The sequence below is a fragment of the Paenibacillus sp. FSL W8-0194 genome (assembly GCF_037969745.1).
GTDB classification, from domain to species: Bacteria; Bacillota; Bacilli; order Paenibacillales; family Paenibacillaceae; genus Paenibacillus_AQ; species Paenibacillus_AQ cookii.
In genome coordinates this window covers 2280111-2297880 of record NZ_CP150205.1, presented here as the reverse complement: position 1 = coordinate 2297880, position 17770 = coordinate 2280111, and the positions used below count along the sequence as shown (strand labels likewise).

General features: G+C 54.0%; 16 protein-coding genes. 1 reads left to right on the top strand and 15 read right to left on the bottom strand.

Annotated features, from left to right (window positions below; genetic code table 11):
* The 11 genes from MKY58_RS10260 to MKY58_RS10210 form a co-directional block, all read right to left on the bottom strand.
* Window positions 1–930 (bottom strand): BadF/BadG/BcrA/BcrD ATPase family protein, encoded by a 930-nt coding sequence (locus tag MKY58_RS10260; protein WP_339324437.1) that lies wholly within the window; start codon window positions 928–930, stop codon window positions 1–3.
* Between the two features lie 42 nt (window positions 931–972).
* Complete coding sequence (locus tag MKY58_RS10255; protein WP_339324436.1) at window positions 973–2526, bottom strand: glycoside hydrolase family 3 protein; 1554 nt, start codon at window positions 2524–2526, stop codon at window positions 973–975.
* A 50-nt stretch (window positions 2527–2576) separates the two neighbouring features.
* The gene (locus tag MKY58_RS10250; RefSeq protein WP_339324435.1) at window positions 2577–3716 is read right to left on the bottom strand and encodes a DUF1343 domain-containing protein; all 1140 of its coding nucleotides are present in this window, start codon (window positions 3714–3716) and stop codon (window positions 2577–2579) included.
* Between the two features lie 155 nt (window positions 3717–3871).
* Complete coding sequence (locus tag MKY58_RS10245) at window positions 3872–4579, bottom strand: PIG-L family deacetylase (RefSeq protein ID WP_339324434.1); 708 nt, start codon at window positions 4577–4579, stop codon at window positions 3872–3874.
* A gap of 2 nt (window positions 4580–4581) precedes the next feature.
* Entirely contained in the window at window positions 4582–5547 is a 966-nt protein-coding gene (locus MKY58_RS10240) for a GNAT family N-acetyltransferase (RefSeq protein ID WP_339324433.1), read from the bottom strand.
* A 32-nt stretch (window positions 5548–5579) separates the two neighbouring features.
* Window positions 5580–6776, bottom strand: a complete 1197-nt coding sequence (locus MKY58_RS10235; protein ID WP_339324432.1) for an anhydro-N-acetylmuramic acid kinase — start codon at window positions 6774–6776, stop codon at window positions 5580–5582.
* A gap of 4 nt (window positions 6777–6780) precedes the next feature.
* Window positions 6781–7641 (bottom strand): carbohydrate ABC transporter permease, encoded by an 861-nt coding sequence (locus tag MKY58_RS10230; RefSeq protein WP_310859170.1) that lies wholly within the window; start codon window positions 7639–7641, stop codon window positions 6781–6783.
* Window positions 7642–7660: 19 nt separating this feature from the next.
* The gene (locus MKY58_RS10225) at window positions 7661–8563 is read right to left on the bottom strand and encodes a sugar ABC transporter permease (RefSeq protein ID WP_339324431.1); all 903 of its coding nucleotides are present in this window, start codon (window positions 8561–8563) and stop codon (window positions 7661–7663) included.
* Between the two features lie 87 nt (window positions 8564–8650).
* Window positions 8651–10069 carry an extracellular solute-binding protein gene (locus MKY58_RS10220; RefSeq protein ID WP_339325110.1) on the bottom strand — a complete coding sequence of 473 codons (1419 nt, stop codon included), beginning with the start codon at window positions 10067–10069 and terminating at the stop codon, window positions 8651–8653.
* A 66-nt stretch (window positions 10070–10135) separates the two neighbouring features.
* Window positions 10136–11050 (bottom strand): N-acetylmuramic acid 6-phosphate etherase, encoded by a 915-nt coding sequence (gene murQ / locus MKY58_RS10215; protein ID WP_212948354.1) that lies wholly within the window; start codon window positions 11048–11050, stop codon window positions 10136–10138.
* Window positions 11051–11369: 319 nt separating this feature from the next.
* Window positions 11370–12230: a MurR/RpiR family transcriptional regulator gene (locus MKY58_RS10210; RefSeq protein WP_036708118.1), complete on the bottom strand. Its 861-nt coding sequence runs from the start codon at window positions 12228–12230 to the stop codon at window positions 11370–11372.
* Between the two features lie 374 nt (window positions 12231–12604).
* On the opposite strand from MKY58_RS10210, the gene MKY58_RS10205 reads away from it, so the two are divergent.
* Complete coding sequence (locus MKY58_RS10205; protein WP_339324430.1) at window positions 12605–12838, top strand: hypothetical protein; 234 nt, start codon at window positions 12605–12607, stop codon at window positions 12836–12838.
* 171 nt (window positions 12839–13009) lie between these two features.
* Here MKY58_RS10205 and MKY58_RS10200 read toward each other — a convergent pair whose 3' ends face one another.
* The 4 genes from MKY58_RS10200 to MKY58_RS10185 form a co-directional block, all read right to left on the bottom strand.
* Complete coding sequence (locus tag MKY58_RS10200; RefSeq protein WP_339325109.1) at window positions 13010–14113, bottom strand: 5-methyltetrahydropteroyltriglutamate--homocysteine S-methyltransferase; 1104 nt, start codon at window positions 14111–14113, stop codon at window positions 13010–13012.
* Between the two features lie 335 nt (window positions 14114–14448).
* Window positions 14449–15408, bottom strand: a complete 960-nt coding sequence (locus tag MKY58_RS10195; protein ID WP_339324429.1) for a Gfo/Idh/MocA family oxidoreductase — start codon at window positions 15406–15408, stop codon at window positions 14449–14451.
* 31 nt (window positions 15409–15439) lie between these two features.
* Window positions 15440–16270 carry a sugar phosphate isomerase/epimerase family protein gene (locus MKY58_RS10190; RefSeq protein ID WP_339324428.1) on the bottom strand — a complete coding sequence of 277 codons (831 nt, stop codon included), beginning with the start codon at window positions 16268–16270 and terminating at the stop codon, window positions 15440–15442.
* 87 nt (window positions 16271–16357) lie between these two features.
* Window positions 16358–17737: an extracellular solute-binding protein gene (locus MKY58_RS10185; RefSeq protein WP_339324427.1), complete on the bottom strand. Its 1380-nt coding sequence runs from the start codon at window positions 17735–17737 to the stop codon at window positions 16358–16360.
* Between the last annotated feature and the right edge of the window lie 33 nt (window positions 17738–17770).

The window sequence follows — 17770 nt, the reverse complement described above, 5'->3', positions numbered from 1 at the left end:
TCACGGTTTCGAACGCATCCGTTCCAACGCCATCAAGGCAGCTCCCGTGGATGCATCGCTTTTGGGCGTGATGCACTCCATCTTGGGGTAACGCGCGCGAAGCTTCTCTTGGAACTTCGTTCTAACGAAGCCGTTTTTGAGCAGCACGCTGCCAGCCATGGCAAGGCTGCCTTCCTGCAGCGAAAGCGTTTCGGCCACCGGAATGACCAGCTTCAGCAGGGATGACGCACAGCTATCGGCGATATCGAGCGCCGCCTCGTCTCCCGCCGCGCAGGCTTCGGAGAGGACCGGGGCCAGTGCAGCGATCTCTTTTTTGTTTCTGCTTTTGTCGTAGACAAAACCGACGATGTCCTGTACCGTTCCGATGCCGAGCTGCCCGTAGACAAGCTCTTTAATGATCGTGTCCGGAATCCGCCCGTCATGCGCCTGCACGACGGCAGCCAGCAAATCGCGCCCGATCGCGTAGCCGCTTCCTTCGTCGTCGATCAGGTGCCCGAATCCTCCCGTTCGATGCGATTGCCCCGCTTCGTTTTTGCCGAGTCCGATGGAACCGGTACCGGCGATCAGAATCATGCCGCAATTTTTCTGATGGGCCCCGTACAAAGCGGTCTCGTGATCGCCGGTGATGTGCAAACCTCCCGGATAACCCGCGTCCCGGATTTGTCCGGTCAGCCTGCCGACGACGCTCGGATTGCTTACTCCGGCTGCCCCGACGCATAGTTCGCCGCAGTTTTCGAGCCCTCCGCATGCCGCCCCGATGGTTTCCATCATCTCCCGCAGGGAAGCGCCGACGCTTTCTTCGTCCTGACCGTTATAGTTGATGGCGCCGGAGGCAAACGTCTTTACCGCCCTGCCGTTTTCGTCCACGATCGTGACGGCGGTTTTCGTGCCTCCCCCGTCCAAGCCGGCCGCATATTTCATCGTTCTCATCACATCCTTCGTTTGATTTTCGACAACGGCTGCGGCCGATCTTTAGTTGCGCAAGCTGATCTTGCCGGTCGGCGCTGCTTCCCCGCTTAAAATGCGGATGACCGAACGAATGGACGACCGGGTATATTCGAAAGCGGCCAATCCGCAAACGCCCGCTTCCAGCAGCTCCAAATCGTACGGCTTGCCGAGCGCCACCGCGGTTACCCGGTGGCCTTCCCGGAGCAGCCGGTTCGCAAGCCCGATTTGCCCCTGATGATCGCATCCGTTGTAAAGGCCGATAATGACGTTCGGAACATGTTTGATTTCGTCCGCAATCCGCTTTTGCTCCGCGTCGTCCGGATTGATGTCCGTCATCACATGCTCGACGCCCAAAGCCGCCGCGGCTTCCGCCGGGAAGGACAATTCGGCGCTCGCCTTGCTTGAAGCCTGATCCGGGCGATATGGCAGGCTGCCGATCACGATCGTATCCGAAGCATCCTTCCGCACAGGCACAAGCGTACTGCCGACATGGCAGATGCTCTCCAGGCTGATCGCTTCCGCCGCCCGCCGATTCACCTCATGTTCCGCTTCGGTCAGTTCCCCGTCTTTTACCACCCCGTATTTCGCCTTATAAAACAGCACCTTTTCCACGGCTTCGTCAAGGATGTCAACCGGCAGCTCTCCGGTTTCCACCGCGTGTTCGATCCGGCGGACCGCATCCTTCACGAGCTGCGCGCTATGGCTGATAAAAAGCAGGTGAACCCCGGCCTTCAGCGCTCCGACCGCCCCTTCCGCTGTTCCGTAATATTTCTGGATCGCATCCATTTCCAGGCAATCGGAAATGACGAGTCCTTCATAACCCATCCTATGTTTGAGCAGGTCGGTAATGATCGCTTTCGACATCGTCGCTGGAACCTGATTGTTTTCGATAGCGGGAAATAAAATATGTGCGCTAGTCAAACATTCCGCACCGCTGTCGATCGCCGCCCGAAACGGCTTTAGTTCAAGCTCCTCCAGCGCTTCCAGCGATTTGTCGATCGAAGGCAGCCCCAAATGGGAATCCACCGCCGTGTCGCCATGCCCCGGAAAATGCTTGATGGCAGCCAGCACGCCGCCATCCTTGAGCCCGCGCAGCATTTGCAGCCCGTATTCGGTCACGACTTCCGCCGTATCGCCGTAAGAGCGCACGTTAATGACCGGATTTTGCTTATTGTTGTTGATATCCAGCACGGGCGCAAGGTTAAAGTTGATTCCGAGCGCGCGCATTTCGCGGGCCGTTATCCGTCCTGCCGCATAGGCGTTTTCGGGGCGGCCCGTCGAGGCGATCGCCATCGCCCCCGGCACGTTGACGGCATCCTTCGGCAGGCGCGTGACCCGCCCCCCTTCCTGGTCGATCGAGATCAGCGCCGCGTGCCCCGTATGTTCGGTAATGCTTCGCTGCAGCTCCGCGCACAGGCCTTTCAGCTGCTCGCGGTTGACGACGTTATGCGCGAACAAAATGATGTTGCCGATTTTATATTCCGCAAGCAGACGCTGCGTTTCTTCATCAATCTCAGGTCCTGGAAAACCCGCCACGATCAGCTGGCCGATTTTTTCTCTTAATGTCAGTTGTCTCATCCGGATACCGGCTCCTTTATTTCTTTTCGGATTTGCTAGGTTTTATCGAATCAATACAGATGGTATTCCGCCTTCAGCTTTTCGAACCGGCGGCTTTCTTCGCGGAATTGCTCAAGCAGCGCCGGAACGTCCACGTGCTCATCCCGGTACATGTTGTCTCCGCCAAGCAAATCGATAAACGGCCTGGAATTTTCTCTAACCGGCGGCAGGAACGAAAACGGTTCATAGTTGTTTTTGATCGTAAACATCAGGCGGACGCCGGTTTCCAGCGGGCGGAACGCTCGGACGTCCGTAATGTGGAGCTGAACCCCGCCGCATTGCTCGCCCTGGAATTTCGAAAACGACGGCTTGAAATACACCGGACGGAACATGACCCCCGGATGTTTCTGCGCATTCATCTCGTCGGCCAACCGCTCGGCCTGGATGAACGGCGCGCCGATGATCTCGAACGGAGCGGTCGTGCCCCGGCCTTCCGACAGGTTCGTCCCTTCGAACAGGCAGGTGCCGGGATAAACAAGCGCCGATTCGAACCGTGGAATTCCGAGGGACGGCATGACCCAAATGCGCCCGGTTTCCGGGAACAACATGCGGCGGTCCCAGCCTTGGCAGCGGACGACGTGCAATTTGGCGTTCCAGCCCTTCTGCTCGTTGGCCATCATCGCCACCTCGCCGGCGGTCAAGCCGTAGCGGACGGCAAGCGGATAATTGCCGACGAACGATTCGAATCCCGGTTTCAATATATTCCCTTCGACCGTCACGCCGTCCAGCGGGTTGATCCGGTCCAATACGACGATTTCCTTGCCTGCTTTCGCGCAGTCTTCCAATGCGTACAGCATCGTGTAAATAAACGTATAATAACGCGTGCCCACATCCTGAATGTCGTAAACGACCGTGTCCACTTCGTCCAGCATTTCTTGGCTTAAACGTTTGGAGTCCTTGCGGTACAAGCTGTATACCGGCACGCCTGTTATCGGGTCCGAATACGTTTCGACCATCGCCCCTGCGGCCTGATCGCCGCGCACGCCGTGTTCCGGCGAAAACATTGCCGCCAAATGAAAATGCTCGTGCAAAATCTGGATCGTCGATACAAAGTCTTTATTGAGTCCGGTCGGCGAGGTAATCAGGCCAAGTCTTTTTCCTTTTAATACATGGGCGGCTTCCATGACCGTGTCGATTCCGTTCAAAATCATCGCTGCTTCCCCCTATCGCATGTCGTTTTTGAAAAAAATGACTGCCGCTCCGCAAAAGTCCATTCCGTCCGGAAATGGTGCGGCTTCGCAGAATTCAAACAAGCGCCAGCTTGCCGAATCCTGCCCTGCAGGCAGTCATTTTTTCTATCCTTTTCCTACAACAGATCGCTTTTCAGCACGCGTTTCGTTTCTTCCGGAACCATGAACGTTTCGGCGTATTCCTTGCGCGCTTCGATCCCGCGAACCCTTGCCAAATGTTTGTAGTACTCCAGGTAAGGGAACGATTTGCTGTTCGTGACGAACCAATGCTGCTCCGTTGCTTTGACCCACAGGTCGAATGCTTCTTGGGAGAAATCCACGTATACATACGGCTTGTAGTCCACCGCGTCCTCCCAGTTTTCCGCATAATACAGCCTGGAGGCAAAATGCGCCGGCAGCTCTCTTTCGAAGGAAGCGAGTCCCGCAAAGAAACGGGCGTCATTGACGATGTTATGGGTAATCGCATGGTCCTTGTGCATGCTGTTTTTCCAATGCGTGATGATCACGTTCGGTTTGACTTGGCGGATACAATCGCAGACGCGCAAACGCATGTCCTCGTTATCCTTCAGTTCGCCGTCCGGAATATCGAATACGATCGATTCGCCGCCGAGCATATCGGCAAAAGCTTTCGCTTCGTTGACCTTTTGCCGGCGGTATTCGGCCATGTCCTGCCCGGCCGGCACGCCGCGTTCGCCCGCGGTCAAAGCAAGCGTTACGATCTTGTCCCCTTTCAGCGAGTGGCTGGCCAGCACCCCGCCTGCCGTCAATTCCGCATCCCCGACATGTCCGCCGATGGCCATAATCGTCAATTTCTGTTCGCTCATTCCTAAAACTCCCTTCTCATGATAGAAAATCGTTTTACGGTTCGGAAGCCTGCTTTTTCATAGATCCGGATGGCCGGATTTGTGCTGCCCGTGTACAGCGACATATAATCGGTCCCGATCGCCTTGAACGCTTCGCACAGCTTGAAGAACAAAATCGTGCCCAGCCCGTGCCCTTCGTGCTCGGGATGCACCCCGATGCCGGCAAAATAACCCCGCCCGTTATCCTGGCGGATGACCGGCCCGGCAAAACCGACCACCTGGCGCCCGTGCGCCGCGACGACAACCGGCGTGCCTTCCGACGTGCACTTGCCGATTTCCTTTTCCCACAACGGGTTGTTTAACCCTTGAAGCATGCCGGCCACGCCTTCGTGTTTCGCGCCGTCGAACAGTTCCACCCGATAGCCTTCTTCGGCGGCTTTCCGCTCTTTCGCCCGGATTTCGTCCGGCATGGAAAACTGCCCGAGATTCAAATACATCGCGCACTCCTGGGCGCGTTCCGCATAACCTTCGCCAAGCAAAAAGGAATGCAGCCTGCTGCCCGTCGGGACGCCCGGGGCGTTGTTATGTTCATGCCGCGGCGTATCCGGTATGTACCACGGCAGCATCATCGGATTAAAAAACAGGAAGTCCGCCTGCTTTTTGCCAAGCTCCCGAAACCGGCCTTCGACGGCTTGCAGCAGCTTTTTGTACTGTTCGTCCGTCTGGCTCGCCTCCTCAAGCACGATGCAGGTCACGTACCCTGCCGTTTGCCCCAGCGGAAGATCGTCGCCGGTACACCCGCAGGCAAACCCCGTCACCCGTCCGTCTTCGATCAGGACGAATGCGTTCAGCTTATCGAAATAAGGGCTGGAAGCGAAAATATGATGGAAGCTTTGCTCCGTCAGCTCCTTGTACCCGTCTTTTACGGCCTCTTGATTCCACAAATCGATGACCGCCTGCGTATATTTTTCATCCCAGGCATCAATCATGCTCAGCGGCACCTCCGTCCCCTGTCAGAGATTTAGTAGCTTATTTTTCCCATGATGACGGGCCTTGCGGCCCCGGTTACGTTCGGCAGATTGTTCGGCTTCCGCTTTATCGCATAATCGGCGAGGATTGCAAACGCCACCGCTTCCTTCGCGTCGCTGCTGCGGCCGACTTCCTCCTGCGTCAGCACCTCGACCCCCATGGATTCCATTTCGCTGCGCAGGAAACCGACCAATACCGGATTATAGCTTCCGCCTCCGCCGACGATCAGGACATCGGCCGGCGTGCGGCCTTGGACGTAGCGGCGGTATGCGTCGCCGATCGACCAGGCCGTCAGCTTCGTCACGGTAGCTACCACATCCTCCGGCTTCATGCCTTTTTGCGCAGCAATGCCCAGCAGCTTCTCGATATAGGCCGAGCCGAACAGCTCCCTGCCGGTGGATTTCGGAAGCGGCTGCGCATAATAAGGTTCTTTGGCTAAAAAAACGAGCAGCTCCTCGTCGACCGTCCCCCGGCCGGCAATCGCCCCTCCGATGTCCATCGTGAGCTGTCCCGGATACAGGCGTTCGACGACGCCGTCGATGATCATGTTTCCGGGTCCGGTATCGAAGGCATACACGTCTTCCGGCGCGCAGCCGGCGGGAATGACGGTCATGTTGCCGATGCCGCCGATATTTTGCAGCAGGAGGGTGCGATTCGCTTCCCTGTAAAGCAAATATTCGGTGAACGGAACGAGCGGCGCTCCCTGACCGCCTACCGCCATATCGGCGGGGCGAAAATCGGTCACGCACGGAATTCCCGTCCGCGCGGCGATGACCGATCCTTCCCCGATTTGCACCGTATAACGTATGTCATGTCCATGGCGCTTTTCTGCGGTCGGCGCATGATAAATCGTTTGGCCATGCGAGCCGACGACGGCGATGTCCGCGGGCTTCAGCCCCGCCGCCTTAATGACGGCGAGCGCCGCTTCCGCGTACAGCTCGCCCAGCAATACGTTCATGCTTCCGACTTTGTCGATCGTAGCCTTGACCGGATCAAACAGCTCGAAAATCTCCTGCCTGACGGCAGCCGGATACGGCCTGTTTTCAAAGGCAACCAGCGAAACGGCGATCTCCCCTCCGGGACCGTCCGCGATCCGTACCACGGCTGCATCTATTCCATCCACTGACGTGCCGGACATAAGTCCTACGGCATAGCGGCTTGCATGCATATCCAAAGTTTCGCGCTTCATCGGTTCAGCCTTTTACCGCGCCTACGGTAACGCCTTCAAGGAAGTATTTTTGCAGGCTGAAAAACAGGATGAACATCGGCAGCGCGGAAATGGTCGCGCCTGCCATCATTGGCGCAAAATAAGTCGTGTTCGCAAAACGGAAGTTTTTCAGTCCGACCTGAATCGTCTGCATATCCATGGAGTTGGTGACCAGGAACGGCCAGAAGAACGTGTTCCAGTTGTCCATGAAGGTCAAAATGGCCATGACTGCAAGTACCGTTTTGGATAACGGAATAATGATACGGAAATAGATTTGGAACTGGTTGCAGCCTTCGATTTTGGCGCATTCCAAAATTTCGTTCGGGATGCTGCTCATGAACTGCTTTGCGAGAAAGATGTTGTACACGGTGACCAGACCCGGCAAAATCAATGCCGTATACGTGTTTTGAATATGAAAAATATTGACGATCAAAATATAGAGCGGAACTTGCGTCACCTGATAAGGAATCATCATGGCGATCAGCAGCAGCGAGAAAATGAGCGCTCTGCCTTTAAATTTGATTTTCGAAAACGCATATCCCGCCATGCTGGCGAACAATACGTTTGTGACCATAACCGTGGTTGCCACAATCAAGGAGTTCAGCAGCCAGCGGTAGGTATATTCGCTGAATTCGAAGAAAAATTTGTATGATTCCAGAGAAAAACTGCCCGGGATCAGTCTGTAATCCATGGCCCCGGCTTCAACGGGTTCACCAAAGGAAGAAATAATCATATAGTAGATCGGAAACAGGGTTGCCAGCGCGAATACCAGAAGAATGGCGATCAGAACCGTGTTTCTGGCGAGCCGGAGCTGAGGTCTCCCTGCATGAGGGTTATAAAGCGACATAATGCTGCATCTCCTTCCTTTAATATTCCACGTCTTTGCCCAGGAATTTGAATTGAATGACCGAAATGAGCGCAATAATGGCTGCAAGTACAAGCGACTGCGCTGCGGCTTTGCCGAATTCGAAATATTTGAACGCGTTGTTGAAGATCAGCAAACCTACCATCGTCGTCGCGTTGTCCGGTCCCCCGCCCGTCATCAGGTAGGCGTTCTGGAATACCTGGAAGGAACCGATGACGCCCGTTACCAGCAGGAAGAGGGTTGTCGGTTTCAGGCAAGGCACAACGATGTACCACAGCTTTTGCAAAAACGAAGCTCCGTCGAGTTCAGCTGCCTCGTAATAACTACCATCAATGCCGAGCAATGCGGCAAGATAAATGATGATACTCGTGCCGTGACTGGACAGCCAAGCCATCAAAACGAGCGAGAACATGGCATAGGCGCTGGATCCAAGCCAGTTATGCGTGCCGAGGCCAAAAAACGAAGTCACCTTATTAAATATTCCGACAGGCATCGGATCGAAGATCCACAGCCAAACGAGGGACAACGCCACGCCGGAAGCGACGGCCGGAAGGTAATAAACCGCCTTGAATACCGTCTGCATTTTTTTCTTCAGCGGCAGAATCATGATCGATACCGCAAAAGAGAGGAGAAGCGACACCGGTACGGTCAAAACCGTATAGACGATGGTGTTTACGACAGCCTTCCAGAACAACGAGTCCTTGAATGTGGCCGTATAATTGTCAAACCCGATGAACTCCGAACCCCGCGGCTTATACTGTTGAAAGCTGATGATGAGTGCGCTGATTACCGGATATAACGTAAACATCGCAAAAACCAAAAGGGCCACGGCTATAAAAGCATATCCCCATGCTGCATCGCCTTTTATTTTTCGCCGTTTGATCGGTTTGGCATATTCAGTCATCTTGCGAAACCCCTTTCATACTTCTTTTCAAAGGCAATTGGGTGAAAGCCGTATGGAAGTCATACGGCTTTCTTCCAATTGTATTCTCTAGTCTTTTACGATGCCGTCTTCGCCGAAGGCTTGAACCGCAGCGGATTTCACCGCTTCGTACATCGCCTCTGGCGTGATTTCGCCGGCGATCAGGGCTTGAAGTTTCGGCACGATAACTTCATCTTCAAGCTTGATGGCTTTTGCACCAAGATCCGTAGGGATATCAGGACGGGCAGGAACCGCTGTTTTCAGCATCGCTTCCACCGCTGCTTTGTTATCCGGATCGCGTTCGTTAGGCATGTTTTCGGCCGCTTTTCTGCCGCTTTCCGTAATTTGGGCTACATACAGCTCGTTGTTGGTCGTCGCCGCAATTTCGCCGCTGGACAGGAAGTTTGCTGCTTTAACCACATTTGCTTTGTGGGCGGCGGTTGGATCTTTGGTGCCTTGGAATGTAACATAACCGTCTACCGCTACGCTTGCTTGCGCTTGTGCACCTGCAAAAGACGGCACAGGCAGCACGACATATTCAACAGGAATGGAACCTTTGACAGCGCTGTCGTCTTTGTTTTTCAGCTTTTCGTTGTTCAGCTTCGCGGATCTTTCGAATACGGCGAGGCCTTTACCGGTGATCATCGTTTGACCTGTCAGGAACATGTTCCAGCGTTTGCCGGCATCAATGGAGCTCAGCTCTTTCGGCATGGAGCCGTCGTCGATCATCACGCGGATGTCCTTCAGCACTTCCAGGAAGTTTTTGCTTGTGTAAGCATATTTCAGGTCCTTCGTGAATGCGGCTGGCATGCCGGCGCTTTTCACGAGAATGCCGAGGTAATCTTTGGAGGTGACGCCGGCTGTTGCGAATACGAATCCGTAACGGGAAGTTTTGCCGTTTTCAGTCACGACGCCCTTTTTGATCGCTTCGCGGAATTCGTCGAAGGTCCAGCCTTCTTTTTGCACCTTTTTGTAGTCGATGCCGGCTTTTTCTAAATACTCTTTGTTGCCGCCGATCGCATGAGCTTCCATGTATGCCGGGAAACCGTACAGGCCTTTGCCGTTTTTCATGTATTCAAGCGGTGCAGCGTCATAATCTTTAAGCATATCTTCGGTGGCCACATCGGAAATATCCATCAGCATGTCATTCTGCGCATATTTCGAAATGCCGTCGGAGCCCATAAATGCGATGTCAGGCGGGCTGCCTGCATTGACCTGCGTGTCCAGCTTTTGCGTCATGTCCTCCCAGCTGGCAGGCTCGATTTTGAGCGTCAGGTTCGGATATTTTTCATTGAATTGTTTTTCCATATCTTTAAAACGGTCTTGGAAGTTTGCCGATACCGGCGGCAAAAGCGCCGTGATGGTGTCTTTTGCGTTCGGATCGTCCACGTTCGCAGCTTTGTCGTCTTTGCCGCCGCAAGCGGACAATGTGGTCAGGGCCATGCTGAGGGCAAAGACGGATGCCAATACGCGCATTTTCTTTTTCATCATCAAAAACAAGCCTCCTTGAAAATATAAATCGTATTAGACCTTCTGTTTCTTTAAGCCAAATCCTTAAACGACCTGATTGAACTCATGGATTGCTTTTTTCAAGCTGCCGTCGGCCCGGTTCAGCGCCTCTTCGGCCGGACCTGCCGCAAGCCCGGTTTTGATCATCATGATCGCCAGCTTACAGTTCATGGAAGCGCTTTCTAAATAGGCGGCAGCCTTGGCGTCATCGACCCCTGTTGCCGATTTGATGATGCGGATCGAACGATCCCGAAGCTTGATGTTGCTCGCTTTCAAGTCTACCATCAGGTTATTGTAGGTCTTGCCTAACTTAACCATAGTACATGTGCTGAGCATATTCAAAACCAATTTCTGGGCAGTTCCGGCTTTCAGCCTCGTTGAACCCATGATCACTTCAGGCCCGACCACCGGCGCAATGCAGATATCGCAGACGTTCTCTAATTTGGACGGTTTGTTGTTTACGACGCCAATCGTTGCCGCTCCGATCTCGCGCGCTTTCCGAAGCGCCTCGATGACGAATGTCGCGCTGCCGCTCGCCGTAATGCCGATCACCGCGTCCTTGTCCGTGATCCCGCACTGCTCGATTAATGCAACCCCCTCCTCCGCACTGTCTTCGGAACCTTCCACAGCCAGTCTCAGCGCTCCATCGCCTCCGGCAATATGACCTTGCACAATCGAAGGATCAGTGCCGAATGTCGGCGGACATTCAGATGCGTCCAGAACGCCCAATCTGCCCGAAGTCCCTGCTCCTATATAAAACATTCTGCCGCCATTTTTAAGCACGCGGTGCAGAACGTCCACCGCCTTCGAAATCTGCGGGATTTCCGCAGCCACGGCGGCCGGAACCTTGGCATCTTGTTCGTTCATGAGACGAAGCATTTCTTCTGTGCTGCATTCATCGATCATCCGAGTCTGCTCATTGATACCCTCTGTTGTCAGCCCCGCCAGATACTCATCCATTGCGATCCTCCTATCCATATATTCATTTCTGGGAAGTCGCAAATTCCAAAGACGGATCAAGGCACAATATGTAGTTCTTTTTATATGGTCTTTCCCTACATCATGTGTATCAAAACCGCACTTTTGATATTTGCCAAATCCTCTTCTTGATTTCATATTAACGAGAAATTTCATTTTGGTCAACAGTTTTTGAAATATTATTTTATTATAAAATAAATTATTGTTGTTTAATTTTAGCTTGTACGCCTGCGGACCTTCAACGGAAAACAAAAAAAGACACCGTCTTTCGGGCGAAAGGCCGGTGTCTGGATCGCATCGGTCAGCGGTGTTTGCTTGCCGCGATGATGTTATGCGTTTTGGTCAAATATTTTTTCACGTTTTTGTATTCGGCGCTTGCCACCCCGGCAAACAGGATGTCGATGATCGTCAGCATGGCGATGCGCGAACCCATGGCGCCGCTGCGGATCGTCACTTCGGGGGTCGAAATATTCAGCACGATATTCGCTTTGTCCGCCAGCTCGCTTTTCGTGTATTTCGTAATGGCGATGATGGTGGCCCCGCTTTTTCTGGCGATTTCAAGCGAGTCCAGAATTTCCGTGGTTTTGCCCGAATTGGAGATGAACACCGCCACGTCCCCTTTGTCGAGCAGCGTCGCGGCGGTCAACTGGCTGTGCCCGTCGGTGTACGTATGGCACATCTTATTGATCCGCGAGAACTTCTGTTCCGCGTCGATGCCGACCAAACCCGAAGCGCCGATGCCGAAAAAGACGATGCGGTTGCTTTTCCGCAGCACCTGCACGGCTCGTTCCACTTCGTTCTTATCGATGACGCTTAACGTGTCTTCGATCGATTTGATGTTGTTTCTGAACGTGTTGGAAATGATGACGGACAGGTCGTCTCCCGGCTGGATGTCCGTATACTGATCCTTTTGCTCCTCCATCGAACCAAGCGACGCCGAGATGCTGACGATAAAGCTGCGGTAACCCGAATATCCCATCGTTTTGCAAAAACGAAGCACGGACGCGTCGCTTGTTTTCGTCAGCTGCGCCAGGTTTTTGATCGATAGATGGGGGATTTCTTCGACGTTTTGCAGAACGTATTCCGCTACCATTTTTTCGACCGGGGTCAGGCTGTCTTTCATTTCGCGAATTTTAATCAAAATGTTATCGTGTATTGACATACGTTTCCCTACTCATCTCAGTTTAATAGAATCCAATTGCGTCAATCGCTAGTGTACATAAAAACAAGAGGTTAATCAATATAATTGAAAAAATAGAAAAATCATGAAATTTTCGACAGGATAAAAATAAATTTCAAAATTCACCCGCCGATTTAAAATTTAAATCCATTTTATATTACGGAGCGCAAAATTGCAATAAACCTTACATGCCGGGTCAGCGCTTATTCGCGGGGACATGCGACCCCTCCCGTTTCCGCGACCCTTAAAATCTATCGTTTAGAAATCGTTTTTCGCCGCTGGCGGAAGGTATAACCGCCGTTTCCGTAGATCCTCTTCTTTCATATGATATTTTGTCAGCGCAAAGGAGTGATATGATGGACGCGTATTATAACTGTTTGCATTGCATGAATCGGAAGGTTCGCATATTAACGACTGACGGCAAAGTGCATGTAGGGAAAATCGTGAAGGTCGACAGGGAGCGCGTGTATTTGGAAACCGAGCAAGACGGGCCTGTCCGAACCTCAGCTTTTTCGCCTTACGGATGGGGTTACCGCAGAGCGATTATTCCGCTTAGCTTGTTTACTCTGCTCGCGATCGCGTTGATCTGATCGAATTTGTTCTCCCCGGTACCGGGGAGATTTTTTTTTGAGGAGCCGAAACCATCGGAGGGCAAGCCCCGAAGGCCGCCGCGGCCGCGGCTGAATGGCGCTACAAAAAACACGAAGCACAGATGTTTGCGCCTCGTGTTGTTTGCATGCCGCTGAAGGATCAGCCGAAAATCAGTTCCAGATCTGCTTTGCCGCCGAAACGACCAGCCCCAGCTTGTTCCACTGGTCCTGATCCGCGACCGCATTGCCCTCTTCCGTCGAAGCAAAGCCGCATTGCGGGCTCAGGCAGAGCTGTTCGAGCGGCACGTATTCGGCCGCTTCCCGCACGCGCCGCTTGATGTCTTCCATATTTTCCATCTCGCCGGTTTTGGTGGTGACCAGTCCAAGCACGACGCGCTGGCCCCGGATATGGCGAAGCGGTTTGAAATCGCCCGCACGATCGCTGTCGTATTCCAGGAAAAAGCCGTCCACGTTCACGCGGGAGAACAGCTCTTTGGCAATCGGCTCATAACCTCCGTCGTACAGCCAGGAAGATTTGAAGTTGCCGCGGCAAATGTGTATCGTGATGGCCATGTCGGCGGGCTTTTGCTCGACGGCTTCGATGGTGATATCGGCGAACGTTTTCATCAGTTCATCCGGATCGTAGCCTTTCGCCCTGATTTTCTCCCGAAACGCGTCGCTGAACAACGCGCCCCAGCTTGTATCGTCGAGCTGAAGGTAGCGGCAGCCGGCATCGTAAAATGCCTGAATCGCGTTACGGTATACTTGCACGATGTCTTTCGCGGCATCTTCCAAAGCAGGGTATGCAGGGTGATCGGCATATTTCTGGCTGTTGACGACGCCGGAATAAAAGATCATGTTCGGACCCGGAATCGTAAACTTGGCCACATGATCCCCCGCAGCCTGCTTCAGGAATTTAAAATCCTCCAAAAACGGATGATCCGCAGGAAAAGCCAGCTTCGAAGCAACCGTGTATCCTTTGGCTTTGCTCATGGCTCCATGGAACAAGCCGGAAGCATCGAGATCAAACACCTCGATTCCATGGATGGCTTCGATGAAGTCCAGATGCCACCATGTGCGTCTGAACTCGCCGTCCGTCACGGCCGTCAGGCCGACCGCCTTCTGTTTGTCCACCAGCTTCACGATCTCGGCGTCTTCGACTGCGCGCAGCTCTTCCTTCGAAATCAGCCCTTCCTGGAACTTGGCTCTGGCTTCTTTGAGAACTTGCGGACGCAGGAAGCTTCCCACTTGGTCGGCGCGGTACGGCGGCGCCATGTTGTTTGTTTCCGTTTTCAATTCGTTTCTCTCCTTTGTCTCCAGCAGCAAAAAAAATGTCGATGGTATTTTGCGGCAAACCGTTATAACTGATTATCCTACTTCTCCGCGCGGTATACAAGTCATGATTTTGCAAAATTCGCATCGGGCATAAGTGTACCGTCATTTTTCGGCGATGTTCGGCATACGCGCTTCCGTTTAACCGATTTGCCGAAAAATCGCGAATTGCGCTTCCCACGCAAAGACAAAAAAAGACCGTTTTCACCCCATATGGCGGATGAAACGGTCACGTACGGTCCCCTGTTTGCGGCAACCTGATTCCGCGGCGGGCCTGATCAGAAAATAACCGGCAGCCCCGTTTTGGCGGACTCGTTGGCGGCCAGCGTCACTTCAAGCGTCCGCAGCGCCTCGACGTACGGGGCGAGAATCAGGCTGCGGTCCCCGGTTTCCACCGCCTGGATGAAGGCATCGTCCTGCGCCTGGTAAAAATCGCCCCGGCCTTTGAATACCCAAGTTTGATCCGGTTCCGTGATGGTCAAGTGGCTGCCTTCCAAGGTCAGCCTGAAGTTGCGCCCCATCATTTCCAGCGAAGACCTTCCGTCCGGCTGCGGAAAAAACCCGGTATCGATATGCCCGAGGGCACCCGATGCAAACACCATGTTGACCGAAGCCGCATCGGGGGTGGTGATCCCGGGAACGTCCCGGCTGAGCAGCAGCCCCATGTCGGCGGATATTTTGCGGACGTCGCCCGCCAAATACAGCATCAAATCCACGTTGTGCGTCGTCTGCTCCACCAGCTGTCCCCCGGACTTGGCATGGTCCACCCACCATGGATTGGGCGGAAGTCCTCCGAAACGGTAAGCCCGAACCATCGCGATCTCTTTGCCCTCCAGGTAACGTTTGGCCCGCTGAACGGATTCCATATAACGCAAGCAGTAGCCCGACCCGGTGATGACCCCGGATTGCTCCAATGCTTCCGCTTTCCGGCGGACCTCATCCATGCGGAGTCCAAGCGGCTTTTCGACGAGCAGGTGAATCCCGCGTTCCGCTGCTTTTTCTTCCATGTTCCCGTGGGCGAACGGCGGGACGCATATAAATAAGGCGTCCAGCTTTTCGCGGTCCAACATTTCGTCGAAATCATCATACGCCTTTCCCCCGTACTGCCGGGCGGCCCGTTCCGCCGCAGCCGGCGCGACGTCGCAGACGGCCGCCAGCTCGGCCCATTCATTCCGTTGAATATGCTTCAGATGCTCTGCAGCGATGATCCCGGCCCCGACAACGCCGATTCTGATCATTTGCCTGCCTCCCCTTCGCTTTTTTCGCGTGTTAATACGGATTTTTGCCCAAAATGACGTCCAAATGGCGGGACGTGTCAAAGATCAGCTGGTCCGGAAAACTTGCGTAGGGTTCCAGCTCGGCGGTCAAGCTGTCGCGGTATCCGATGTCGCTCAAAGCCAGGCGGACGTTCAGCCAGTCCACGTCCCCGGATAACAGCGGCACGAAACCGTGGTAATTGCCGACCTTCGTCCGGAAATCTTTCACGTGAATTTTGCGGATGCGGCTTCCAAGCGTCCGGATCCAATGTTCCGGTCTTCCGAAGGCCAGCGTGTTGCCGACGTCGAAATAAGCCCCGACATGCTCCGATTCGAACTGGTCGATGTAGCGGGCCATTTCAAGCGGACTCCACAGAAACTGGTTCCAAACATTTTCGATGGCGATGCTTAAAGGCGTGCCGGCGATATCGTCGATCAGCGGCTGCAAAGCCATCGTCGAGCGCTCCCATACTTCCTCGTACGAGACGTTTTCTTCGATCCGCCCCGGCACGACGAGGATCGTATCGACTTCAAGCTCCAGCGCCAGTTCGATTTGCTTGCGGATGGATTCTACCCCAAGGCTCCTCGTTTCTTTGTCCGGGGAACTAAGCGGGTATTTTCCAAGCATCTCGGTCGAAAGGCTGCTGATCGTCAGCCCATAGCTGCGGACCAGCCTCCCGAGCGCTTTCGCGTCTTCAGGCGTCGTATCCATCGTCAATCCCACGCCGCCGGGAGCGTACAGATTCAGCTCGATCGTGTCAAATCCGGCCGCCGAGCTGGTGCGCAGCACTTTGCTCAGCGGAGTCCCCGGCGGGAAGCACCATTGATTGATTCCCTTCTTCATCTTCAGTCCTCCTCCCATCTCTCGCCCGTCACCCGAAAACGAAATGGATAAGTGCAAAGCTCCGCGGGGAGCTTTGCACCTTGGCTGTCACTTCAAGTTTGCCGACCATTTTTCCGCGCGCTGCTGCAGATCGTCCAGGAATGACTGGATATCCGGAGCGTTGCCGGTGGCCGCTTTGCTGATGAATCCGTTCACCGCGGGCACGATGTCGCTCATGTAGAAGGGGTTGGCTTCGTCCATGAGTTCCGAGTGGCCCACTTCGGCGATTTCCAGCGCCTTTTTGACGTATTTGTCTTCAGGGGAGACGAAATCCGCATTTTTCAGCGTCGGCGTCAGCGCAAAATTTTCGTACATGTACCGCTGGGTCATCGGACTCGTCAGGAACTTGAGCACTTCCCAGGAGGCTTTGACGTCCTTGGCGTTTTTCGCCATGACAAACGGGTCGACCGCCACCCAACCTTCCCCTTTGGGTCCCATGTTCATGACCGGCTCAAACCGGTCCAGCAGCTCCTTGTTTTTCTTGCTTAAATATTCGTTCATCGTGGAGCCGCCGGTGGAATCCAGCGCGATCGCGATATTGTTGCGTTCAAGCCCGAAGTTCTCCGCGCCCTGGGCGTTCACGAAGCCGGCCGGCGGCAGTTTCGCCGCTTCCTTCAGCCATTCCATGACCTTCACCATTTCCGGCGTGTTCAAATGCCATTTGATGTTCTTGACGTCCTTTAACGTGCCTTCGGCGCCTTTGGCTCCAAACGCCAGCGTCAACGCGACGAACGTCGATCCGTTGAGCGAGTTGCCGCTCCAGTACAGTCCGTAGTTATCTTCGCCGGTTTTCGGGTTTTTGCCGGTCATTTTTTTGGCCTTTTCAAGAATTTCGGCCGGATCGGCTTTGGCGGAAAGCGGTTCCACTCCCCAGTCTTCAAAAAGCTTTTTGTCGTAGATGGTCATTCTGCGCCCAAGCGCCACCGGAATGCCGAATTGTTTCGAGCCGTCGGGCGACTTGGTGCTGTAGGAATTGTTCATGATGCCTGCCAGGTAAATATTCGGGTCAAAGCTCGCATCTTCCTTGATCAGGTCATCCAAGTCCCGGAGCAATCCGTCCTGGTACCACTGGGACGCAAAAGCTCCGCCGGTGTACAGCACATCCACGTCGCCGGAAAGCAGCATCGCGGATTGTTTGGCTTTGACGTTTTCCCATGGAATTTGATACAGCTCGAGTTTAATGTTCGGATACATTTTGTTGAACGTCTGCTCGAGATACTCGTTCAGCCCGATGGTCGGGTTTCCCGTCTGCGCGTTGATGCCGTTGTCCAGCTGCCATCCTGCCAACGCCACCCTGACGTTCCCTTTCATGTCGGACACCTTCTTGATTTCCACGCCGCCCGTGACGTCCGTATCCGATCCGCCCGAACAAGCTGCAAGCGAAAGCGTCAGCAGGCTGGACATGAGAAGCAATAGAAGCTTTTTCATGAATCCGTTCCCCCTTTTTCATCACACCTGGAA